Here is a 20,925-nt window from a genome sequence, read left to right as displayed (position 1 = left end):
CGATGCCGCTCACGACCCATCAGCTCCGGCTCGCGATGGTGGCCGGCGAGCCGTCGGGCGACCTGCTCGCGGCGTCGCTGCTCGGCGGGCTGCGCGAGCGACTGCCCGAAGCGGCCCGGTATTACGGGATCGGCGGGCCGCGCATGATCGCGCAGGGCTTCGACTCGCACTGGCAGATGGACAAGCTGACCGTGCGCGGCTATGTCGAGGCGCTGGGCCAGATTCCCGAGATCCTGCGGATTCGCGGCGAACTCAAGCGCCAGCTGCTCGCCGAGCGGCCGGATGCGTTCATCGGCGTCGACGCGCCCGATTTCAACTTCAGCGTCGAACAGGCGGCGCGCGACGCGGGCATCCCGTCGATCCACTTCGTGTGCCCGTCGATCTGGGCGTGGCGCGGCGGCAGGATCAAGAAGATCGCGAAGTCCGTCGATCACATGCTGTGCCTGTTCCCGTTCGAACCGGCGATCCTCGACAAGGCTGGCGTCGCATCGACGTACGTCGGTCATCCGCTGGCCGACGACATTCCGCTCGAACCCGACACGCACGGCGCGCGCATCGCGCTGGGTCTGCCGGCCGACGGCCCCGTGATCGCGGTGCTGCCGGGCAGCCGGCGCTCGGAGATCGCGCTGATCGGCCCGACGTTCTTCGCGGCGATGGCGCTGATGCAGCAGCGCGAGCCCGGTGTGCGGTTCGTGATGCCGGCGGCGACGCCCGCGCTGCGCGAACTGCTGCAGCCGCTCGTCGACGCCCATCCGCAGCTCGCGCTGACGATCACCGACGGCCGTTCGCAGGTCGCGATGACGGCCGCCGACGCGATCCTCGTGAAGAGCGGCACCGTCACGCTGGAAGCCGCGCTGCTGAAAAAGCCGATGGTGATCTCGTACAAGGTGCCCTGGCTGACCGGGCAGATCATGCGTCGGCAGGGCTACCTGCCGTATGTCGGCTTGCCGAACATCCTGGCGGGGCGCTTCGTCGTGCCGGAGCTGCTGCAGCATTTCGCGACGCCCGAGGCGCTCGCCGATGCGACGCTCACACAGCTGCGCGACGACGCGAACCGCCGCACGCTGACCGAAGTGTTTACCGAAATGCATCTGTCGCTGCGGCAGAATACGGCCGCGAAGGCGGCCGAGGCCGTCGTGCGCGTGCTCGAACAACGCAAGGGGGGCGCATGACCGCCGTCCGTGCACCGCGCCGCCGCGCGCCGAGCGACGTGCAGGGCGGTTTCGACTTCAGCCGCCCGGACGAGATCGTCTGCGGCGTCGACGAAGCGGGCCGAGGCCCGCTCGCCGGGCCGGTGGTGGCCGCCGCGGTGATTCTCGATCCGGCGCAGCCGATCGACGGGCTCGACGATTCGAAAGCGCTGTCCGCGAAAAAGCGCGACATGCTGTACGACCTGATCGTCGCGCGTTCGCGCGCGTACTGCGTCGCGTCGGCGAGCGTCGACGAGATCGATACGCTGAACATCCTGCATGCGACGATGCTCGCGATGAAACGGGCGGTCGAAGGGCTGTCGGTGCTGCCGACGCTCGCGCAGATCGACGGCAACCGTTGCCCGACGTTGATGGTACGTGCCGAGGCGATCGTCAGCGGCGACGCGCTCGTGCCGAGCATCTCGGCCGCGTCGATCCTCGCGAAGGTCACGCGCGACCGCATGCTGGTCGACCTGCATGAGCGCTTCCCCGTATATGGCTTCAACGTGCATGCCGGGTACGGCACGCCGAAACATCTTGCCGCGCTGCGCGAGCACGGCCCGTGCGAAGTGCATCGGCGCTCGTTTGCCCCCGTGCGCGAGGCGCTCGACCTGATTCGATGAAAAGCATCACTTCCCGCGACAACCCGCTGTACAAGCGCCTGAAGGCGCTCGCGGGTTCGACGCCCCATCAGCGCCGCAGCGGCCAGGCGCTGCTCGAAGGTTTCCACCTCGCGAGCGCGTACCTCGATACGGGTGCGGCGCCCGAACTGTGCGTGACGACCGAAGGCGCGCTCGGCCACGCGGAGGCGCAGGCGATCGTCGCGCGCATCGACGCGCAGCGGATCGTCACGCTGCCGGACGCGTTGTTCGGGCAGTTGTCGAACGTCGTCAACGGCGTCGGCTTCCTGCTGCTGGTCGACCGGCCGGCGCAACCGCTGCCCGGGCGCGTCACGCATACGTCGGTCGTGCTCGACGGCGTGCAGGATGCCGGCAACGTCGGCTCGATCCTGCGCAGCGCGGCGGCGGCCGGCGTGCGTCACGTGTTCTGCGCACCGGGGACGGCCCATGCGTGGTCGTCGAAGGTGCTGCGTTCGGGCATGGGCGCGCATTTCCTGTTGTCGATCCATGAGGACGTCGAAGCGGCGGCGCTGGCCGAACGCCTCGACGTACCGGTCGCGCTGACCGACTCGCACGGCGCGCAGGCCGTCTACGACTGCGACCTGTCGGGGCCCGTCGCGTGGGTGTTCGGTAACGAAGGCGCCGGCGTGTCGGCGTTCTGGCGCGACGCGGCCACGCATCGGGTGACGATTCCGCAACCGGGCGGGATGGAGTCGCTGAACGTTGCTGCTGCGGCAGCGGTGTGCCTGTTCGAGCAGGTACGGCAGCAGCGGCCGGCGTGACGCCGCACGCGTTGCATGTGCGGTAAAACGAAACAAGGCCGCGTTCGACGCGGCCTTGTTGTTTTCGGCGACGGCCGGACGGCCGCCTGCGCTCTCGCGCTCAGTACGACTGCCGGTCGAGGCGGATTTCCTGCAGGATCGTCGTCGCGATTTCCTCGATCGACTTGTGCGTCGACGACAGCCACTTGATCCCTTCGCGGCGCATCATCGCCTCGGCCTCGTTGATCTCGTAGCGGCAGTTCTCGGGCGCCGCGTACTTGCTGCCCGGCCGGCGCTCGTTGCGGATCTCCGACAGGCGCTGCGGGTCGATCGACAGCCCGAACAGCTTCTCGCTGTACGGCGACAGCGCCGACGGCAGCTTGCCGCGTTCGAAATCCTCCGGAATCAGCGGATAGTTGGCGGCCTTCACGCCGTACTGCATCGCGAGGTACAGGCTCGTCGGCGTCTTGCCGCTGCGCGACACGCCGACCAGGATCACGTCGGCTTCCGACAGGTTGCGGTTCGACTGGCCGTCGTCGTGCGCGAGCGAGAAGTTGATCGCCTCGATCCGCGTCTTGTACTCCTCGGTGTCCGCATTCTGGTGGCCGCGGCCCATCGCGTGGCTCGACTTGAGCTCCAGCTCCTGCTCGAGCGGTTCGACGAAGCGCTGGAACATGTCGAGCACGAGCGCGTTCGAGCGCTTGACGATGTCGTTCGACTCGCTGTCGACGAGCGTCGTGAACACGATCGCGCGGCGGCCGTCGTGCACGGCGGCCTCGTTGATCTTCTCGACGGTCGCATAGGCCTTGTCGAGCGAGTCGACGAACGGCACGCGCACGAGGCGGAATTTCTGGTCGAACTGGGAGAGGATCGAGTGCGCGAAGGTTTCGGCAGTGATCCCGGTGCCGTCGGAGACGATGAATACGGTAGGCAGCATGAATCTGGACGTCGAGCGTGAAGGGCAGTTGCGCGGGCGGCTGGAGGCACGCCTCCACACCCAGTGACAAGGTCGCGCCACATCCGGCAGCCGGCACGGTAGAATAGCGGCAACCTGTTGGATAAGCAATTGCGGGGGCGGGGCGCGAACGGTGCCCGCGACTTGGCCGCGAGATTCGAGAATTCCCGGCAAGTCTGGCGATTTGTCTGCAAATATCGCCCTTCTGCCGGGATTTTTGCAAATCGGGTCGGAAGATTTTCGCCGCTGCGAGTGTTTATCTAACAGGTTGCGCAAGACGCGCCGCGCCTTTTTGCAAGCGCCCGCGTCCGAGCCCACTTGCGCGATCGAGCATTTTTTTCACACTTAGGGGCTTGTATGACTAACGCAGCAAACGTCGCAAAGGACCAGGCGTATGTAATTCCGTTCGAGCAGTTGCGGATGACCGATGTGGAGATCGTGGGCGGCAAGAATGCGTCGCTCGGCGAGATGATCAGCCAGCTTTCCGAAGCAGGCGTTCGCGTACCCACCGGTTTCGCCACGACCGCGCTCGCATTCCGCGATTTCCTCAAGCACAACGACCTCACCGATCGCATCGCCAAGCGTCTCGAGTCGCTCGACATCGACGACGTGAAGGCGCTCGCCGAAGCCGGTGCCGAAATCCGCAAGTGGATCGTCGACGCGCCGCTGCAGGCGCGCCTCGAGCAGGAAATCCGCGCGCAGTTCGACGTGCTGAAGAACGGCTCGCCGAACGAACTGTCGTTCGCCGTGCGCTCGTCCGCGACCGCGGAAGACCTGCCCGACGCGTCGTTCGCCGGCCAGCAGGAGTCGTATCTGAACGTCGTCGGCATCGACGACGTGCTCGACCGCATGAAGCACGTGTTCGCGTCGCTGTACAACGACCGCGCGATCTCGTACCGCGTGCACAAGGGCTTCACGCACGCCGAAGTCGCGCTGTCGGCCGGTGTGCAGCGCATGGTCCGCTCGGACGTCGGCGCGGCCGGCGTGATGTTCACGATCGATACCGAATCGGGCTTCAAGGACGCCGTGTTCATCACGTCGAGCTACGGCCTGGGCGAAACCGTCGTGCAGGGCGCGGTGAACCCGGACGAGTTCTACGTGTTCAAGACGACGCTCGCGCAGGACAAGTACCCGATCATCCGTCGCTCGATCGGCTCGAAGCTGATCAAGATGGAATTCACGCAGCCGGGCGAGCCGGGCCGCGTGAAGACGGTCGACGTGCCGCACGAGCAGCGCAACCGCTATTCGATCACCGACGAAGACGTGATCGAGCTGGCGAAGTACGCGGTCATCATCGAGAAGCACTACCAGCGTCCGATGGACATCGAGTGGGGCAAGGACGGCCGCGACGGCAAGATCTTCATCCTGCAGGCGCGTCCGGAAACGGTGAAGAGCCAGGCGAGCGGCAAGGCCGAGCAGCGCTTCAAGCTGAAGGGCCAGTCGCAGGTGCTCGCGACGGGGCGTGCGATCGGCCAGAAGATCGGCGCGGGCCCCGTGCGCGTGATCCAGGATCCGTCGGAAATGGAACGCGTGCAGCCGGGCGACGTGCTGGTGGCCGACATGACCGACCCGAACTGGGAGCCGGTGATGAAGCGGGCGGCGGCGATCGTCACGAACCGTGGCGGCCGTACCTGCCACGCGGCGATCATCGCGCGTGAGTTGGGCGTGCCGGCAGTCGTCGGCTGCGGCGATGCAACGGACGTGCTGAAGGACGGCGCGCTCGTCACCGTGTCGTGCGCGGAAGGCGACGAAGGCAAGATCTACGACGGGCTGCTCGAGACGGAAGTCACGGAGGTGCAGCGCGGCGAACTGCCGGAAATCCCGGTCAAGATCATGATGAACGTCGGCAACCCGCAGCTCGCGTTCGACTTCTCGCAACTGCCGAACGGCGGCGTGGGTCTCGCGCGTCTCGAGTTCATCATCAACAACAACATCGGCGTTCACCCGAAGGCGATTCTCGAGTATCCGAACATCGACCAGGACCTGAAGAAGGCGGTCGAGAGCGTCGCGCGCGGTCACGCGTCGCCGCGTCAGTTCTACGTCGACAAGCTGACGGAAGGCGTCGCGACGATCGCGGCGGCGTTCTATCCGAAGCCCGTGATCGTGCGTCTGTCCGACTTCAAGTCGAACGAGTACAAGAAGCTGATCGGCGGTTCGCGTTACGAGCCGGACGAGGAAAACCCGATGCTGGGCTTCCGCGGCGCGTCGCGCTACATCGCCGAGGACTTCGCGCAGGCGTTCGAGATGGAATGCCGTGCACTGAAGCGCGTGCGTGACGAGATGGGCCTGACCAACGTCGAGATCATGGTGCCGTTCGTGCGGACCGTGAAGCAGGCGGAGCGCGTCGTCGGCCTGCTCGAGAAGTTCGGCCTGAAGCGCGGCGAAAACGGCCTGCGCCTCGTGATGATGTGCGAAGTCCCGACCAACGCGATCCTCGCCGAAGAGTTCCTGGAACACTTCGACGGTTTCTCGATCGGCTCGAACGACCTCACGCAGCTCACGCTCGGCCTCGACCGCGATTCGGGCATGGAACTGCTGGCCGTCGACTTCGACGAACGCGATCCGGCCGTCAAGTTCCTGTTGAAGCGTGCGATCGATACCTGCCGCAAGATGGGCAAGTACGTCGGGATCTGTGGCCAGGGCCCGTCCGATCATCCGGACTTCGCGCAATGGCTGACCGACGAAGGCATCGTGTCGATCTCGCTGAACCCCGACACGATCATCGATACGTGGCAGGCGCTCGCCAACCGCAAGTAACGGTCGGTCATGCAACTTCGGCGAAAGGGCGGTCCGCCGTGCTTTCGTTGAAGGCAAAATGCAAGGTTCGTGCTATAAACACCCCGGTAAGCACCGGGGTGTTTTTTTTCGTCGGTACGCGCGGCGATCTCCAGCGTGCCGACCGCTTCGTACAGTTGTGCACGCAGCGAATAGAGTGAGCATCGGAGACGTTTTTCTGGAGACCACAATGATGTCGGGGCATCTGTTCTGGTGGGTCGGGGTGGGCGTGCTGGTCGTCGCGGAGTTGCTGACGGGCACGTTCTACCTGCTGATGATCGCGCTCGGCTTTCTCGCGGGCGGACTGTTGCAACTGGCCGGTTTCGCGCCGCACGTGCAGTTCGGCGCGGCGGCCGCGGTCGCGATCGTCGCGATGATCGTACTGCGCCGCTCGGGGCTCGGCCGCAAGCAGAAGCGCGACACGTCGACGAATCCCGACGTCAATCTCGATATCGGCTCGACCGTCACGGTCGACGCGTGGCGTGACGGCCGCGCGCGCGTGCAGTATCGCGGGGCCGACTGGGACGTCGAGCTCGCGCACGGCGAGCGCGACGATGCGCACGTGTACCAGGTCAGCGCCGTGCGGGGCAATTGCCTCGTGGTCGTGGCGAAACCCGCGGGCTGATTGTCCGCTGATACAACAAGGAGGGAATATTTCATGGATTCGCTGATCATCTGGGTTGTCCTGCTCGTCATCGCGATCGTGATCGTGTCGAAGACGGTGAAGATCGTGCCGCAGCAGCATGCATGGGTGCTCGAGCGCTTCGGGCGCTACCACGCGACGTTGTCTCCCGGTCTCAATATCGTGCTGCCGTTCGTCGATCGCATCGCGTACCGGCACGTGCTGAAGGAAATTCCGCTCGACGTGCCGAGCCAGGTCTGTATCACGCGCGACAACACGCAGTTGCAGGTCGACGGCGTGCTGTACTTCCAGGTAACCGATCCGATGAAGGCGTCCTACGGATCGAGCAACTTCGTGCTGGCGATCACCCAGCTCGCGCAAACCACGCTGCGCTCCGTGGTCGGCAAGCTCGAACTCGACAAGACGTTCGAGGAGCGTGATTTCATCAACCACAACATCGTGTCGGCGCTCGACCAGGCGGCGGCGAACTGGGGCGTGAAAGTGCTGCGCTACGAGATCAAGGACCTGACGCCGCCGAAGGAGATCCTGCACGCGATGCAGGCGCAGATCACCGCGGAGCGCGAAAAGCGCGCGCTGATCGCCGCATCCGAAGGCCGCAAGCAGGAACAGATCAATCTCGCGTCGGGTGCGCGCGAAGCCGCGATCCAGAAGTCCGAAGGCGAGCGGCAGGCCGCGATCAACCAGGCGCAGGGCGAAGCCGCCGCGATTCTGGCGGTGGCCGAGGCGAACGCGCAGGCGATCCAGAAGATCGCGAGCGCGATCCAGTCGCAGGGCGGGATGGACGCGGTGAACCTGAAGGTCGCCGAGCAGTATGTCGGCGCATTCGCGAATCTCGCGAAGCAAGGCAACACGCTGATCGTGCCGTCGAACCTGTCGGATCTCGGCACCGCGATCTCGTCGGCGCTGACGATCGTCAAGAGCGCGGGGGCGGCGTCCGGCGCTAAGGGCTGAGCCCGACGGTCCGCCCGATGCCAGCGCGGTCGCCCGTTGCGCTCGTCATGCGGCGAATCGTCGCGCAGCCGGGCAAACGGCACGCGCGATTCAGGTAGTCCAAAGCAACACGGCCCGCTTCGAGCGGGCCGTGTCGTTTGCGATGATGGCGTGCGCGTCAGGTGCCGGCGCGCATGATGCGCGCCTTCTCGCGTTCCCAGTCGCGTTTCTTCTCGGTTTCGCGCTTGTCGTGCAGCTTCTTGCCCTTCGCGAGCGCGATGTCGCATTTCACGCGGCCGCCCTTGTAGTGGAAGTTCAGCGGCACGAGCGTATAGCCGCGCTGCTCGACCTTGCCGATCAGCTTCTTGATTTCCTCGCGGTGCAGCAGCAGCTTGCGCGTGCGGACCGGGTCGGGCTTGATGTGCGTCGAGGCTTCGGGCAGCGGGCTGATATGGGTCCCGATCAGGAAGATCTCGGCGTTCTTCACCACGACGTAGCCTTCCTTGATCTGGCCGCGTCCGGCGCGCAGCGCCTTGACTTCCCAGCCCTCGAGCACGAGCCCCGCCTCGTAGCGTTCCTCGATGTGATAATCGAAGTGCGCTTTCCTGTTGTCGATGATGCTCATGAAAGGATCGGGCCAACTCGTTTAAAATCACGATTTTAGCAAAGCGGGGCGGGAATCGCCCGGCTTGGCGTTCCCCCTTTCAGCGATGCCGCGCGATTTATGGCAGATGTCCAGAAAACCGTATTGATCCGCCACTCGGCGGAACAGATGTTCGACCTCGTCACCGACGTGGCCGACTACCCCAATTTCCTGCCCTGGTGCGGCGGTGTCGAGGTTCGCCGTCAGGACGAGAGCGGGATGGAAGCGCGCATCGACATCAACTTCAAGGGTATCAAGCAGCATTTCGCGACGCGCAACACGCAGCAGCGTCCGACACGCATCGACATGGAGTTCGCGGACGGGCCGTTCAAGAAGTTCACGGGTTCGTGGCGCTTCATCCCGCTGCGCGCCGATGCGTGCAAGATCGAATTCGCGCTGCACTACGAGTTTTCGAGCATCCTGCTCGAGAAGATCATCGGGCCGGTGTTCAGCCACATCGCGAACACGTTCGTCGATTCGTTCGTGAAGCGCGCGGACCAGCGCTACGGAAAGGGGTGACGCGATGCTGTCGATCGAAGTCTGCTATGCACTGCCGGATCGCCAGACGCTGATTCCGCTGTCGCTGCCCGAAGGGGCGACCGTGCGCTCGGCCATCGACGCGAGCGGCGTGCTCGCGCTGCACCCGGAGATCGATCTCGCGCACGCGAAGACGGGCGTGTACGGCAAGCTCGCGCCGCTCGATACGCCGCTCGTCGACCACGATCGCGTCGAGATCTACCGTCCGCTGATCGTCGATCCGAAGCTCGCGCGCCAGCGGCGCGTCGACAAGTCCCGCCGCGACGGTTCGATCGAGGGCCGCAAGTGGATGCACAAGGACGCGCGCTGACGCGTCGTTCGCGCTGACGGGGCGGTCAAACGCCGCGGCGCTCAGTGGGCCGCGGCGTTTGCGTTTGTCGGCGCGCCGCCCGGCGTGTCGCCATGCTTTCGCACGGAGCCGTATACGCCGGCGAGCAGCAGCACGAGCGCGGCGATCTCGAGCGCATGCGGCATCCGCCGGTCGTACACGAACGCGTACAGCATCGCGAACACGGTTTCGAACACGATCAACTGACCCGATAGCGTCAGCGGCAGCCGCTTCGACGCGGCGTTCCACAGCCCGTTGCCGAGCCACGACGCGCCGATCGCGAGCACGAGGTTCAGCAGCCAGAACAACTGCCAGCGCGATGCGGGCACGGCCGCCTGCACGGTGCCGGCCGGCAGCGCGAGGATCGCCAGCCAGCAGAGCCCGCCGATCAGGCCCGTCACGACACCCCACAGCACCGACCATTCGTTGCCGCCGAAGTGGTGATGGCGCTGCAGGTAGCGTGTGTTCGCCACCGCATACCAGGTCCAGCTCGCGAGCGCGCCCACCGCACAGGCGATGCCCGCGAGCTTCTGGGCGAGCGTCGTCGCGTGCGCGGCTTCGGACGTAAACAGATCGACGTTGATGCAGACGATGCCCGCGATCACCAGCACGAGCGGGGCGGCAAGCCGCCGCAGCGGCATGGCGCCGTGGTCGCCGAGGCCCGCGAGCGTGACGGTCACGGGCAGCACGCCGACGATCAGCGAGCTGGGCGCGATGCCGATCAGGTGCACGGCGCCGGACAGCAGCATGTAGTACGCGACGTTGCCGATGACGGCGAGCCTCACGAGGGCGACGAGATCCTCGCGGGTCAGCCGGGCGAGCAGCGAGCGCGCGGCCGGCAAGGCGGCCACGAGCGACACGAGGCCGTACATCGTGTAGCGGCCGGCGCTCAGCAGCAGCGGCGAGAAATCGGTCAGCAGCCGCGGCACGAGAAACACCATGCCCCACAGGGCGCCTGCCAGGACACCGTACACCACGCCGCGCTGCATCGACCGCTCCGAACGAATGACTGAAGTGGGCGCATGTTAGCGATGCCGTCGCGGCGGCGTCTTGTTCATTCCTGCACTCGGGGCATGGCGTCGAGCGGTTTCGACGGGCGGCGAATCAGTCCTTTGCCGAATCGGGTGTCGCCGCCGCGCCGTCACCGGCGGCACGCGTGCGCGCCGGGCGCCGCACGGTACGCAGCTTGCCGCTGTTGCCGCCGCCGCAGTAGAAGCGGTCGTGACCGTCGGATTCGAGCCCCGACACGCCGACACCGGCCGGCATGTCGATCTGCTCGAGTACTTCCCCCGTGCGCGGATCGATGCGCCGCAGGTCGCTCCGGTCGGCTTCCCACGTGCCGTGCCACAGCTCGCCGTCGACCCACGTCACGCCCGTGACGAAGCGGTTCGATTCGATCGTGCGCAGCACGGCGCCCGACTGCGGATCCACCTGATGAATCTTGCGTTCGCTGTACTGGCCGACCCACAGCGTGCCTTCCGCCCACGCGAGCCCCGAATCGGCGCCGCCGCCGGGCGCCGGGATCGTCGCGAGCACGCGGCCCGATTCGGGGTCGATCTTCTCGATGCGGTCCTCGACGATCTGGAACAGGTGGTGGCCGTCGAACGCGGTGCCCGCGTGCGCGGCGACGTCGAGCGAACGGACGATCGTGCCGCGCTCGGGGTCGAGCGCATTCAGCTTGTCGCCGGACGCGTACCACACGTGCTGCCCGTCGAACGTGACGCCGTGCACGCCGTCGACGCCCGGAAACGGGCCGTACTCGTGAAGGATGTCTGCAGTGGAGCGTTTCATGTTCGTTACCTCGTCGTTCGATGAGGCCATCCTAATCGCCCGGCAGCGCAACCGGGAGTAACAAGGTCGTCGCGAATCCGGGCAGCGGCGGCGTCATCCAGCGGCGCGCGCGTGCGCGGCCGAGCGCCTGCACCTTGCCGGTTTCCGCGAGCGCATCCAGCGCGCGCTGCACGGTGCGCTGGCTGGCGCCGAGCGCGAGCGCCAGCGCGGAGCTCGACCACGCTTCGCCGTCGGCGAGGAGCGCGAGCACGGCCGCGTGCCGATCGTCGACCGGGCGCGCGAGGACGACGGTTTCGCGCACGCCGAGCGGTTCGAGCGCGAAGCCGCGCGGCGTCGCGACGACGTTCGCGAGCGGGCGCAGCACCGCGCGCAGCCGGCCGATCTCCACACGCAGCCGCGCACGATGCGATTCGTCGGCCTGTTTCGCGCGGAACGCGGCGGCGACGAGCGCGTTTCTCGACACGTCGGCCGGCCACGCTTCGCCGAGCGCACGGGCGAGCACGAACAGCACCGGACGCCGCGCGAGCGACACGGTCGTGCGCGCATCGCGCACCGTGTGGCGGCATGCGTCGACGACCAGCGCATTCGACTCGAACAGCGTCTCGACTTCGTCGAGCGGCACGAGCCGCGACGTGCCGCGCGCGATGAGCCGAGCGGCCGGCGCGTCGAGCACGCGCGCGGCGGTGTCGACCTCGGCCGTCAGCGCGGCGATGCCGGCGGCGCGGGCGGCTGTCCGCGCACGGTCGAGCGCCGCACGGGCCGCGTGCGTACGGATGCGGCGCATCGCGATGCCGGCCGCGATCAATTCATGGGCGGCGCGCGATGCGGGCGGCAGCGGCGCGGGATCGAGATGCGCGAGCAGCCGCTCGGCCTCGTCGAGATGGCCGATCAGCAGCAAGCGGCGAACGCCGAGATAGCGTGCATGCGCGGCGTTCGCACGGTCACCGTGCGCGTCGAGCGTCGCGCAGGCAGCATCGAGCGCGCGCGTCGGCCAATGCAGGTCGCGCGACGCGAGCGCGATCTCGGCTTCCGCGACGACGCAGCGCGCCCGCGCGACCGCTTCCTTCGCGCCGAATGCGCGTGCGGCGCCGCGCACGAGCGAACGCGCGCGTTCGAAATCGCCGAGCTGCGCGAGCGCGATGCCGCGCAGCGCGAGCGCCGGCGCATCGTCGCGCAGCGCGACGCGGTTCAACGCGCCGAGCGCGTCACCGGCCGCGAGCGCGCGCGCGGCCGCCGTGATCAGCGAATCCATCCGAATCCCGACACACTTGTCACTCCCTGCGGTCCGATGCCGGCCACTAATCTAGCACCACGCACACGGCTCCGGATGCCGTGCCCGGATACCCATCGGAAGGAGGAACCTGCAATGACGACCCATCTCACCGGAACCCGCGACGAATGGCTGGCCGAACGCCGCGCGCTGCTCGACGCGGAAAAGGCGTTGACGCGGCAAAGCGACGAACTCGCGCGGCGGCGCCAGGCGCTGCCGTGGGTGCGCGTCGACAAGACTTACCGGTTCGATACCGAGGACGGCCAGACGACGCTCGACGACCTGTTTCGCGGCCGTTCGCAACTGCTCGTCTATCACTTCATGTTCGGCCCCGACTACAAGGCCGGCTGCCCGTCGTGCTCGGCGCTCGCCGACGGCTTCGACGGCTTCGCCGTGCATCTGGCGCACCACGACGTGACGCTCGCGGCCGTGTCGCGCGCGCCGCTCGCGAAACTGCTCGCATACCGGCAGCGGATGGGGTGGACGTTCCCGTGGGCGTCGTCGGTCGGCAGCGATTTCAACTTCGACTTCAATGTGTCGTTCACCGAAACGCAGCAGCGCGCGGGCGACGTCGAATACAACTATGCGCGGGCCGGCCACGCGATGGACATGGATCCGCCGCCGGCGCCCGTCGTGCAGTTCGCGGCCACGTGCGGCACCGACGCGCTCACGTATTCGCTCGACCGGCCGGGGATGAGCGCGTTCGTGCGCGAGGACGGCGCCGTCTATCACACGTATTCGACCTACGCACGCGGCCTCGACGGCTTGTGGGGGATGTACCAGTGGCTCGATCGCGCGCCGCGCGGGCGCAACGAGGCCGGCCCGTGGTGGCGTCGTCACGACGAGTACGCGCGCGGCTGAGCGGGCCGGCGACGGGTGGGCATGCGCAATGACACGAACGACGACCGGGCTGAAAACCGGGCCGGTAACCGGCGAGACAGCCCCCGATCCGCGGGTGTTCGGCGCGGCGATCGCGGCCGTGTTCGCGGTCGCCGCGATGGCGTTGCTGGCGCAGCACGCGTCGATGGCGGAGATGGGCGGCGAACCGATGCCCGGCGGCTGGATCGCGTCGGCCGCCTGGCTGCGACCGTGCGGGCAGGGCGCCGGACGCGCATTCGCCGCGTTCGCCGGAATGTGGGGCGCGATGACGGTGACGATGATGCTGCCCGTGCTCGCGCCGCAGCTCTGGTATTACCGGCAGCGCATCGGCCCCTATGCGGCGGTGCGGCCGGCCTGGCTCGTCGTCGTCGCGGGGGCCGGCTACTTCTCGGTCTGGATCGCGCTCGGCGCGTTGGTGTTTCCGGCCGGCGCCGCGCTGACGACGGCCGCCGCGCGGCTGCCGGCGCTCGCCCGGACGATGCCGTTCGCGACCGGCGCCGTCGTGCTGGCCGCGGGCGGGCTGCAATTCTCCGGGTGGAAGGCGCGCCAGCTCGCGTGCTGCCGACACGCGGCGGTGCAAGGCGGACACCGGCCGCGGGCGGCGGCCGCCACGGCATGGCGGTACGGCGTGCATGCCGCGATCCGATGCGGCGCGTGTTGCGGAAACCTGATGGCGGTCGCGCTGGCGGCCGGCATGATGGATCTGCGCGTGATGGCCGCCGTCGCGGGGGCGATCGCCGCCGAACGCCTGGCGCCGGCCGGCGGGCGCGTCGCGCGGATCGTCGGGTGCGGCGTGGTGGTGGCAGGCATCGCGATGGTCGCCCGCGCGGCCGGGCTGGCGTGAGGCGGGCAGAGCCGCTTCGGCTGTGTGGCGCCGGGCCGTGCGCGGCCGCTGTCGTCGCGCCCGTGTGGCCTCGGCGCGACACGCGCACGTGCCGCCCGGCCAGCCCTTGCGCGAATGGTTCGACGCGGCCGTGAAACGAAAAGCGATCGAAAACGAACCGAACGGCGATCCGAACGATTCGGCCCCCGAACGGCCGAAACCGGCTAAGCCGTTGTTCGTGTTGTGAAAATTCACGGCGCTTCGCGTATAATTCGCTTTTGCGCCCATAGGATTTGCCATGCGTCTGATCCAAAAAGCACTCACTTTCGATGACGTGCTCCTCGTTCCCGCCTTCTCCGACGTTCTCCCGCGCGACACCAGCCTCAAGACCAAGCTGACCCGCAACATCTCCCTGAACATGCCGCTCGTGTCCGCCGCGATGGACACGGTCACCGAAGGTCGCCTCGCGATCGCGATGGCGCAGCAGGGTGGCGTCGGTATCGTCCACAAGAACCTCACGCCGGCCGAGCAGGCCCGCGAAGTCGCGAAGGTCAAGCGTTTCGAGTCGGGCGTCGTCCGCGACCCGATCACCGTGCCGCCGCAAATGAAGGTGCGCGACGTGATCGCGCTGTCGCGCCAGCATGGCATCTCGGGCTTCCCGGTCGTCGAAGGTCCGCAGCTCGTCGGCATCGTCACGAACCGCGACCTGCGTTTCGAAACGCGCCTCGACGAGCCGGTCAAGTCGATCATGACGCCGCGCGAGCGCCTCGTCACGGTCAAGGAAGGCACGCCGCTCGCCGAAGCGAAGGCGCTGATGCACAGCCACCGCCTCGAGCGCGTGCTGGTCGTCAACGACGCGTTCGAACTGCGCGGCCTGATGACCGTCAAGGACATCACGAAGCAGACCGAGCACCCGGACGCGTGCAAGGACGAACACGGCAAGCTGCGCGCAGGCGCGGCGGTCGGCGTCGGCCCGGACAACGAAGAGCGCGTCGAGCTGCTGGTGCAGGCCGGCGTCGACGTGATCGTCGTCGATACCGCGCACGGTCACAGCAAGGGCGTGCTCGAGCGCGTGCGCTGGGTCAAGCAGAACTTCCCGCACGTCGAGGTGATCGGCGGCAACATCGCGACGGCCGCCGCCGCGAAGGCGCTCGTCGAATACGGCGCGGACGCGGTCAAGGTCGGTATCGGCCCGGGCTCGATCTGCACGACGCGGATCGTCGCGGGTGTCGGCGTGCCGCAGATCAGCGCGATCGCGAACGTCGCGGAAGCGCTGAAGGGCACCGGCGTGCCGTGCATCGCCGACGGCGGCGTGCGCTTCTCGGGCGACGTGTCGAAGGCCCTCGCGGCCGGCGCGAACGCGGTGATGATGGGCAGCATGTTCGCGGGCACCGAAGAGGCGCCGGGCGACGTGTTCCTGTATCAGGGCCGCCAGTACAAGTCGTATCGCGGCATGGGTTCGGTCGGTGCGATGAAGGACGGCGCGGCAGACCGCTACTTCCAGGACAACTCGGCGAACATCGACAAGCTCGTGCCTGAAGGCATCGAAGGCCGCGTCGCGTACAAGGGTTCGGTCAACGCGATCCTGTTCCAGCTGGTCGGCGGCGTGCGCGCGAGCATGGGCTACTGCGGCTGCAAGACGATCGACGAGCTGCACGAGAAGGCCGAATTCGTCCAGATCACCGCGGCGGGCATGCGCGAGTCGCACGTGCACGACGTGCAGATCACGAAGGAAGCGCCGAACTACCACGTGGACTGATCGCCGATGAAACCGCTGCTGCGAGCCGTGCTGATCGTCGATGCCGTGCTGCTGCTGGCGTTCGGCGTGCTGTTCGTGCTGACGCCCTGGCAGGCGCTGTTCAACGCGCTGCAACTGGCGAACATCCAGCCGGCGATGCTCGGCCAGGCGTTCGGCATCGCGCTGCTCGGGCTCGCGTGGCTCGCGTTTCATGCGGCGTTCAACGGCGACCTCACGGCGCCCGTCGCACGGGCGGTCGGCCACGTGTACTGGCTGACCGGCGTGCTGACCGTCGTGTGGTCGATCGGTACCGGCAGCGGGCCCGCGCTCGCGGCCGCCGGCCGGGTGTTGTCGGCGGTGGCCGGGGTCGCGTTGATCCTGCTCGGCCTCGGCGGCGTGCGCCTCGCATCGGCCGTGCGCCGGCGCGAGAAAGCGCAGGCGCTCGAGGGCCGGGACGCGCAGCGTCCGGTCGAACCGGCGCCGGCCTCCGCAGTGCAGCCGCGGGTCGAGCCGGTCGTCAGCCGTCCGGTGGCGCCTTCGGCGCCGGCCGCGGCAGCCCCATCGGCCGTTTCCGAGCGCGCGTCAGGCAGCGTCGCGTTCGACGCGCGCCCGCCGTCGCAGGATTGACCGGCAATGCGTCGCGCGAGCCGCCTGCCGCCCGACGCCGCTGTCCATGCTTTTGACGCAGCGCTTCGTGCGCTGCTTTTCTTATTCTCTTCATCCCGTCCGCAGCCATGCACGACAAAATCCTGATTCTCGACTTCGGTTCGCAAGTCACCCAACTGATCGCGCGCCGCGTGCGTGAAGCGCACGTCTACTGCGAAATTCATCCGAACGATGTGTCCGACGACTTCGTCCGCGAGTTCGCGCCGAAGGCGGTGATCCTGTCGGGCAGCCACGCGAGCACGTACGAAGACCATCAACTGCGCGCGCCGCAGGCCGTGTGGGATCTCAGCGTGCCGGTGCTCGGCATCTGCTACGGCATGCAGACGATGGCCGTGCAGCTCGGCGGCAAGGTCGAGTGGAGCGACCACCGCGAATTCGGCTACGCGGAAATGCGTGCGCACGGCCATACGCGCCTGCTCGACGGCATCGAGGATTTCACGACGGCCGAAGGCCACGGCATGCTGAAGGTCTGGATGAGCCACGGCGACAAGGTGGCCGAGCTGCCGCCGGGCTTCGCGCTGATGGCGTCGACCCCGAGCTGCCCGATCGCCGGCATGGCCGACGAGGCGCGCGGCTACTACGCGGTGCAGTTCCACCCGGAAGTCACGCACACGGTGAAGGGCCGCCAGATCATCGAACGCTTCGTGCTGCAGATCGCCGGCGCGAAGCCCGACTGGATCATGAAGAACCACATCGAGGAAGCCGTCGCGAAGATCCGCGAGCAGGTTGGTGACGAGGAAGTGATTCTCGGCCTGTCGGGCGGCGTCGATTCGAGCGTCGCGGCCGCGCTGATCCATCGCGCGATCGGCGATCAGCTGACCTGCGTGTTCGTCGATCACGGCCTGCTGCGCCTGAACGAAGGCAAGATGGTGCTCGACATGTTCGAGGGCCGCCTGCATGCGAAGGTCGTGCACGTCGACGCGTCCGAGCAGTTCCTTGGCCACCTGGCCGGCGTGACCGATCCGGAAGCGAAGCGCAAGATCATCGGCCGCGAGTTCGTCGAGGTATTCCAGGCCGAGGCGAAGAAGCTGTCGAAGGCGAAGTGGCTCGCGCAGGGCACGATCTACCCGGACGTGGTCGAGTCGGGCGGCACGAAGACGAAGAAGGCGACGACGATCAAGAGCCACCACAACGTCGGCGGCCTGCCGGAAACGCTCGGCCTGAAGTTGCTCGAGCCGCTGCGCGACCTGTTCAAGGACGAAGTGCGCGAGCTGGGCGTCGCGCTCGGCCTGCCGCCGGAGATGGTGTACCGCCATCCGTTCCCGGGCCCGGGCCTCGGCGTGCGGATTCTCGGCGAAGTGAAGCGCGAGTACGCGGACCTGCTGCGCCGCGCGGACGCGATCTTCATCGAGGAACTGCGCGGCACGGTCGCGACCGCGCAGGATGCGGCGGCCGGCCTGTGCGGCGAGGCCGATGTCGGCAAGAGCTGGTACGACCTGACGAGCCAGGCGTTCGCGGTGTTCCTGCCGGTGAAGTCGGTCGGCGTGATGGGCGATGGCCGCACGTACGACTATGTGACGTCGCTGCGCGCGGTGCAGACGACCGACTTCATGACCGCGCACTGGGCGCATCTGCCGTATGCGCTGCTCGGCCGCGCGTCGAACCGGATCATCAACGAAGTGCGTGGGATCAATCGGGTCGTGTACGACATCTCGGGGAAGCCGCCGGCGACGATCGAGTGGGAGTGAGCATTCCCGCTGAATCGGCGTTCGATTCCGCTTGTGTCGTCGCGCATCGGTCGATGTCGCGATAGTTCGCAAGCGGATTGTCGGTTCGGTTGGCTTGCTGCCCCGGCTCACGCGGGAGCAAGAAGCGGCCTGGCAATTCATTGCCCGGCCGTTTTGCGTTAACGCGTGCAGTCAGTCAGCGCGCGCCGTGTTTCCCGTTCCGGGACCGGATACGTCATGCATGCGCCCGCCCAAGCGACCGCAAATACATCGGCACCTTCGCCTTGGTCGTCGCCTGCACCCGCGACATCAACGCGTGATCGATCCGATCCAGCCCATAAGTCCGCGAAATATCCTGCTGCAACCGGCACCACAGATGCCCGGCCATCTCGGCATCGACCATCGCGCGGTGCGCACGGCCCGTTTGCGGCAACCGCAGCATCTCGGCGAGGCTCGACAGGCGGTGACTCCGCGCGTCCGGGTAGATCCGTCTCGCCACCAGCATCGTGCACGCGAACGCATGGTCGGCCGACATGCCGAGCATCCCCAGTTCCGACTGCCAGAAGCGCTTGTCGAAGCCGGCGTTGTGGGCGACGACCGCATGTTTGCCGACGAACGCCGCCGCTTCCTTCATGACTTCGGACGCGGGCGGCGCTGCCGCGATCATGTCGTTCGTGATACCGGTGAGCGCAACGACATCGGACGGGATGCGTCGGCCGGCATTCATCAAGCTCTGGAAACGGTCGACGACCTGCCCGTCGCGCAGCAGGATGACGGCAATTTCGGTTGCGCGGTCGCCCAGATTCGGCGACAGCCCGGTTGTTTCGAAGTCGAGTACCGCGACGGTTTGCATGGTTGAATTCGGGGGCTTCATCAGAGGATGTCGAGTGTGGCCGAGAGGGTAGCATCTTCGGGCGCGCGAACGGCGGATTCGTCGCGCGGCGAGCGAACAGGCTTCCCATTGACGATAATGAAAATTCCGCTCCAGGCCTGTCGGACATGCTGTCGTGACTCAACTGACGCTACCCGGCTTCGACGTACCGCCGCCGGTTCCCGTGCACCGCTTCTTTTTCGCCGTAATGCCGGACCCGGCCACGGCGGCGCGCATTACTGGCCTTGCCGAAAGCATGCTTCTGGAGAAGGACAGCTCGGTGAGCACCGAGCGTCTGCACATCACGCTGGGTTCTCTGGGGGACTTCGCTTATGTTCCCGACGCTAAGCTTGCGCGGGCCCGCGCGGTCGCGGATCGCATGGATGTACCGTCTTTCTCCGTGAGGTTCGACAAGATCATCAGCTTCAACAGGCGGTCCGGTCGTCAGCCGCTGGTCCTGACGGGGAAGGCCGGTCTGGAAGACTTGATCGATTTTCGACGGCAGTTGCGAGACGCGTTGAAACGGGCAGGTGTGCCCGTTTTTCCGTCGAGTTTTACCCCGCACGTGACGCTGCTGTATGGCGCACAGAGGCCCGACGAGTATCGGATCGAGCCGATTACTTGGACTGTGTTCGACTTCGTCCTGATCGATAGCTGGCTCGGCAAGTCGCACTACGACGTGTTGGGGCGCTGGCCGTTGACGGCCGGCAACGCCGCGGGATAACCGCGATACCGCAAGGGCGGTGTCGTTTCAGCGCATCCAGGCCTGCCCGGTGCCGGTGTTCCGTTCCTGCCCGGCCTCCGGCTCAGTCCCGACCACGCCCGCGATAACGAAGGTGAATCAGCGGATAAGGCCGCCCTTGTCCATCCCGCTCCGATCGCCCGCAGCGCTCGAATCCGAGTCGTTCATAAAATCTCGCCGCCGCGTCGTTCTGTTCGTTGACGTCGGTCGACAGGCCGGGGTGGCGCTTGAGCGCCTCTTCGACGAGCAACCGCCCGACACCCGCGCGATGGTGGGCGGGATCGACGAACAGCGCTTCCATGTGGCTGCCGTCGAGCAGCATGAAGCCGATCGGACGATCGCGCTCGTCGACGGCCACATCGAGCGGCGCGCCGGGCAGAAACGCGACGACTTCGGATTCGATCGTGCGACGGTCGTCATCGCTCAGGAAGTGATGCGTGGCGTCGACGGCATGGCGCCAGATATCCAGCACGCGTGTGCCGTCGGCCTCGGTGGATTGTCGAATTCTGATCATGGTTCGATGCGTGATGATTCGGTGCTCGGCGGGTGGCGGCTCCATGACGGAGCGAACGCGTCGCGGGATGCGCAAGCGACGGCGATGTATCAGTCGGATGGCCGCCGCGCGTGCGCCAGCGCTGCAGCCCGCTCCATCGCCCGTCGCGCGACCTCCCGCACACCCGCGCTCATCGGCAAATCGTCGCGGTCGAGTTCGTCGATGCCGAACCAGCGCGCGTCGAGCGCATCGTCGCCGGCGGCCGGCGTGCCGCGCAGCCATCTGCACAGCACCGCGATCATGACGAAATGCTGGCGCACGGCGCCGTGCGCATCGTAATCGAACGCATCCAGCGCGGTAAAGGTGTCGAGCGCCTCGACGTCGATCGTCGTTTCTTCGGCGATCTCGCGCACGACCGCATCCGCGAGCGGCTCGCCCGGTTCGATCTTGCCGCCGGGAAAGCCCCAGCAGCCTGCGTCGGGCGGATTCGCGCGGCGCACGAGCAGCACGTCGCGTTCGCGCAGCACGATGCCGATCACGGCGGGAACGGGGCGCAAGCAAGCAGCGTTGTCGGTTGCGGACATGGTCGCTCCTACCCGTCGA

General features: G+C 67.2%; 22 protein-coding genes. 14 read left to right on the top strand and 8 right to left on the bottom strand.

The features are described from left to right. Window positions 1-2 precede the first annotated feature (2 nt). From lpxB to A9Z05_RS08175, 3 genes are read left to right on the top strand one after another with little or no spacing between them, the layout of a single operon-like run. Window positions 3-1,172: a lipid-A-disaccharide synthase gene (gene lpxB, locus A9Z05_RS08185; protein WP_069617660.1), complete on the top strand. Its 1,170-nt coding sequence runs from the start codon at window positions 3-5 to the stop codon at window positions 1,170-1,172. Then, window positions 1,169-1,813: a ribonuclease HII gene (gene rnhB, locus A9Z05_RS08180; RefSeq protein WP_069617659.1), complete on the top strand. Its 645-nt coding sequence runs from the start codon at window positions 1,169-1,171 to the stop codon at window positions 1,811-1,813. The genes lpxB and rnhB overlap by 4 nt, the downstream gene beginning before the upstream one ends. Beyond that, the gene (locus A9Z05_RS08175; protein WP_069617658.1) at window positions 1,810-2,592 is read left to right on the top strand and encodes an RNA methyltransferase; all 783 of its coding nucleotides are present in this window, start codon (window positions 1,810-1,812) and stop codon (window positions 2,590-2,592) included. Before rnhB ends, A9Z05_RS08175 begins: the two co-directional genes overlap by 4 nt. Before the next feature lie 100 nt (window positions 2,593-2,692). Here the strand turns inward: A9Z05_RS08175 and A9Z05_RS08170 are convergent, their stop codons facing one another. After that, complete coding sequence (locus tag A9Z05_RS08170; protein ID WP_006483812.1) at window positions 2,693-3,508, bottom strand: pyruvate, water dikinase regulatory protein; 816 nt, start codon at window positions 3,506-3,508, stop codon at window positions 2,693-2,695. A 375-nt stretch (window positions 3,509-3,883) separates the two neighbouring features. Between A9Z05_RS08170 and ppsA the strand changes: the two genes are divergently transcribed. From ppsA to A9Z05_RS08155, 3 genes are all read left to right on the top strand, one after another. Then, window positions 3,884-6,283, top strand: a complete 2,400-nt coding sequence (ppsA, locus tag A9Z05_RS08165) for a phosphoenolpyruvate synthase (protein WP_069617657.1) — start codon at window positions 3,884-3,886, stop codon at window positions 6,281-6,283. Between the two features lie 208 nt (window positions 6,284-6,491). Then, window positions 6,492-6,926: an NfeD family protein gene (locus A9Z05_RS08160; RefSeq protein ID WP_069617656.1), complete on the top strand. Its 435-nt coding sequence runs from the start codon at window positions 6,492-6,494 to the stop codon at window positions 6,924-6,926. A 33-nt stretch (window positions 6,927-6,959) separates the two neighbouring features. Then, the gene (locus tag A9Z05_RS08155; RefSeq protein WP_059573709.1) at window positions 6,960-7,895 is read left to right on the top strand and encodes an SPFH domain-containing protein; all 936 of its coding nucleotides are present in this window, start codon (window positions 6,960-6,962) and stop codon (window positions 7,893-7,895) included. Between the two features lie 157 nt (window positions 7,896-8,052). On the opposite strand, the gene smpB is transcribed toward A9Z05_RS08155, so the two are convergent. Beyond that, window positions 8,053-8,499: an SsrA-binding protein SmpB gene (gene smpB / locus A9Z05_RS08150; RefSeq protein WP_006478511.1), complete on the bottom strand. Its 447-nt coding sequence runs from the start codon at window positions 8,497-8,499 to the stop codon at window positions 8,053-8,055. A 99-nt stretch (window positions 8,500-8,598) separates the two neighbouring features. On the opposite strand from smpB, the gene A9Z05_RS08145 reads away from it, so the two are divergent. After that, on the top strand, window positions 8,599-9,036 hold the full coding sequence (locus A9Z05_RS08145) for a type II toxin-antitoxin system RatA family toxin (RefSeq protein ID WP_006478512.1): 438 nt from the start codon (window positions 8,599-8,601) through the stop codon (window positions 9,034-9,036). A 4-nt stretch (window positions 9,037-9,040) separates the two neighbouring features. Next, window positions 9,041-9,364: an RnfH family protein gene (locus A9Z05_RS08140; protein WP_034207647.1), complete on the top strand. Its 324-nt coding sequence runs from the start codon at window positions 9,041-9,043 to the stop codon at window positions 9,362-9,364. Between the two features lie 41 nt (window positions 9,365-9,405). On the opposite strand, the gene A9Z05_RS08135 is transcribed toward A9Z05_RS08140, so the two are convergent. The 3 genes from A9Z05_RS08135 to A9Z05_RS08125 all read right to left on the bottom strand — a co-directional run bounded on the left by A9Z05_RS08135 (window position 9,406) and on the right by A9Z05_RS08125 (window position 12,425). Then, window positions 9,406-10,371 (bottom strand): DMT family transporter, encoded by a 966-nt coding sequence (locus A9Z05_RS08135; protein ID WP_069617655.1) that lies wholly within the window; start codon window positions 10,369-10,371, stop codon window positions 9,406-9,408. Window positions 10,372-10,486: 115 nt separating this feature from the next. After that, the gene (locus A9Z05_RS08130) at window positions 10,487-11,173 is read right to left on the bottom strand and encodes a glutaminyl-peptide cyclotransferase (RefSeq protein WP_069617654.1); all 687 of its coding nucleotides are present in this window, start codon (window positions 11,171-11,173) and stop codon (window positions 10,487-10,489) included. A gap of 31 nt (window positions 11,174-11,204) precedes the next feature. Next, the gene (locus tag A9Z05_RS08125) at window positions 11,205-12,425 is read right to left on the bottom strand and encodes a DNA-binding protein (RefSeq protein WP_069617653.1); all 1,221 of its coding nucleotides are present in this window, start codon (window positions 12,423-12,425) and stop codon (window positions 11,205-11,207) included. A 114-nt stretch (window positions 12,426-12,539) separates the two neighbouring features. On the opposite strand from A9Z05_RS08125, the gene A9Z05_RS08120 reads away from it, so the two are divergent. From A9Z05_RS08120 to guaA, 5 genes are all read left to right on the top strand, one after another. Continuing rightward, window positions 12,540-13,304 (top strand): DUF899 domain-containing protein, encoded by a 765-nt coding sequence (locus A9Z05_RS08120; RefSeq protein ID WP_069617652.1) that lies wholly within the window; start codon window positions 12,540-12,542, stop codon window positions 13,302-13,304. A gap of 28 nt (window positions 13,305-13,332) precedes the next feature. Continuing rightward, window positions 13,333-14,166, top strand: a complete 834-nt coding sequence (locus A9Z05_RS08115; RefSeq protein ID WP_069617651.1) for a DUF2182 domain-containing protein — start codon at window positions 13,333-13,335, stop codon at window positions 14,164-14,166. A 277-nt stretch (window positions 14,167-14,443) separates the two neighbouring features. Continuing rightward, window positions 14,444-15,904, top strand: coding sequence for an IMP dehydrogenase (guaB, locus tag A9Z05_RS08110; RefSeq protein WP_006488752.1), 1,461 nt, complete (start codon window positions 14,444-14,446; stop codon window positions 15,902-15,904). 6 nt (window positions 15,905-15,910) lie between these two features. Continuing rightward, window positions 15,911-16,510: a hypothetical protein gene (locus A9Z05_RS08105; protein WP_069617650.1), complete on the top strand. Its 600-nt coding sequence runs from the start codon at window positions 15,911-15,913 to the stop codon at window positions 16,508-16,510. Between the two features lie 107 nt (window positions 16,511-16,617). Beyond that, window positions 16,618-18,237, top strand: a complete 1,620-nt coding sequence (gene guaA, locus A9Z05_RS08100) for a glutamine-hydrolyzing GMP synthase (RefSeq protein ID WP_069617649.1) — start codon at window positions 16,618-16,620, stop codon at window positions 18,235-18,237. 214 nt (window positions 18,238-18,451) lie between these two features. Here guaA and A9Z05_RS08095 read toward each other — a convergent pair whose 3' ends face one another. Then, window positions 18,452-19,069 (bottom strand): PolC-type DNA polymerase III, encoded by a 618-nt coding sequence (locus tag A9Z05_RS08095; protein ID WP_069617648.1) that lies wholly within the window; start codon window positions 19,067-19,069, stop codon window positions 18,452-18,454. A gap of 154 nt (window positions 19,070-19,223) precedes the next feature. Here A9Z05_RS08095 and A9Z05_RS08090 point away from each other — a divergent pair, with 154 nt between their 5' ends. Beyond that, complete coding sequence (locus A9Z05_RS08090) at window positions 19,224-19,811, top strand: 2'-5' RNA ligase family protein (RefSeq protein WP_069617647.1); 588 nt, start codon at window positions 19,224-19,226, stop codon at window positions 19,809-19,811. 82 nt (window positions 19,812-19,893) lie between these two features. Here A9Z05_RS08090 and A9Z05_RS08085 read toward each other — a convergent pair whose 3' ends face one another. After that, complete coding sequence (locus tag A9Z05_RS08085) at window positions 19,894-20,343, bottom strand: acetyltransferase (RefSeq protein ID WP_069617646.1); 450 nt, start codon at window positions 20,341-20,343, stop codon at window positions 19,894-19,896. Between the two features lie 89 nt (window positions 20,344-20,432). Continuing rightward, a complete protein-coding gene (locus tag A9Z05_RS08080; protein ID WP_084044163.1) occupies window positions 20,433-20,906 on the bottom strand; it encodes an NUDIX hydrolase in 474 nt (157 codons plus the stop codon). Window positions 20,907-20,925 lie beyond the last annotated feature (19 nt).

The organism is Burkholderia sp. A2, assembly GCF_001729305.1.
GTDB lineage: Bacteria > Pseudomonadota > Gammaproteobacteria > Burkholderiales > Burkholderiaceae > Burkholderia > Burkholderia sola.
This window is presented reverse-complemented; position numbering and strand designations above follow the sequence as displayed.

Coding starts and splice junctions, on each gene's coding strand:
- lpxB (WP_069617660.1), top strand. CDS start 3: ATGCCGCTCACGACCCATCAGCTCCGGCTCGCGATGGTGGCCGGCGAG.
- rnhB (WP_069617659.1), top strand. CDS start 1,169: ATGACCGCCGTCCGTGCACCGCGCCGCCGCGCGCCGAGCGACGTGCAG.
- A9Z05_RS08175 (WP_069617658.1), top strand. CDS start 1,810: ATGAAAAGCATCACTTCCCGCGACAACCCGCTGTACAAGCGCCTGAAG.
- A9Z05_RS08170 (WP_006483812.1), bottom strand. CDS start 3,508: ATGCTGCCTACCGTATTCATCGTCTCCGACGGCACCGGGATCACTGCC.
- ppsA (WP_069617657.1), top strand. CDS start 3,884: ATGACTAACGCAGCAAACGTCGCAAAGGACCAGGCGTATGTAATTCCG.
- A9Z05_RS08160 (WP_069617656.1), top strand. CDS start 6,492: ATGATGTCGGGGCATCTGTTCTGGTGGGTCGGGGTGGGCGTGCTGGTC.
- A9Z05_RS08155 (WP_059573709.1), top strand. CDS start 6,960: ATGGATTCGCTGATCATCTGGGTTGTCCTGCTCGTCATCGCGATCGTG.
- smpB (WP_006478511.1), bottom strand. CDS start 8,499: ATGAGCATCATCGACAACAGGAAAGCGCACTTCGATTATCACATCGAG.
- A9Z05_RS08145 (WP_006478512.1), top strand. CDS start 8,599: ATGGCAGATGTCCAGAAAACCGTATTGATCCGCCACTCGGCGGAACAG.
- A9Z05_RS08140 (WP_034207647.1), top strand. CDS start 9,041: ATGCTGTCGATCGAAGTCTGCTATGCACTGCCGGATCGCCAGACGCTG.
- A9Z05_RS08135 (WP_069617655.1), bottom strand. CDS start 10,371: ATGCAGCGCGGCGTGGTGTACGGTGTCCTGGCAGGCGCCCTGTGGGGC.
- A9Z05_RS08130 (WP_069617654.1), bottom strand. CDS start 11,173: ATGAAACGCTCCACTGCAGACATCCTTCACGAGTACGGCCCGTTTCCG.
- A9Z05_RS08125 (WP_069617653.1), bottom strand. CDS start 12,425: ATGGATTCGCTGATCACGGCGGCCGCGCGCGCGCTCGCGGCCGGTGAC.
- A9Z05_RS08120 (WP_069617652.1), top strand. CDS start 12,540: ATGACGACCCATCTCACCGGAACCCGCGACGAATGGCTGGCCGAACGC.
- A9Z05_RS08115 (WP_069617651.1), top strand. CDS start 13,333: ATGACACGAACGACGACCGGGCTGAAAACCGGGCCGGTAACCGGCGAG.
- guaB (WP_006488752.1), top strand. CDS start 14,444: ATGCGTCTGATCCAAAAAGCACTCACTTTCGATGACGTGCTCCTCGTT.
- A9Z05_RS08105 (WP_069617650.1), top strand. CDS start 15,911: ATGAAACCGCTGCTGCGAGCCGTGCTGATCGTCGATGCCGTGCTGCTG.
- guaA (WP_069617649.1), top strand. CDS start 16,618: ATGCACGACAAAATCCTGATTCTCGACTTCGGTTCGCAAGTCACCCAA.
- A9Z05_RS08095 (WP_069617648.1), bottom strand. CDS start 19,069: ATGCAAACCGTCGCGGTACTCGACTTCGAAACAACCGGGCTGTCGCCG.
- A9Z05_RS08085 (WP_069617646.1), bottom strand. CDS start 20,343: ATGATCAGAATTCGACAATCCACCGAGGCCGACGGCACACGCGTGCTG.
- A9Z05_RS08080 (WP_084044163.1), bottom strand. CDS start 20,906: ATGTCCGCAACCGACAACGCTGCTTGCTTGCGCCCCGTTCCCGCCGTG.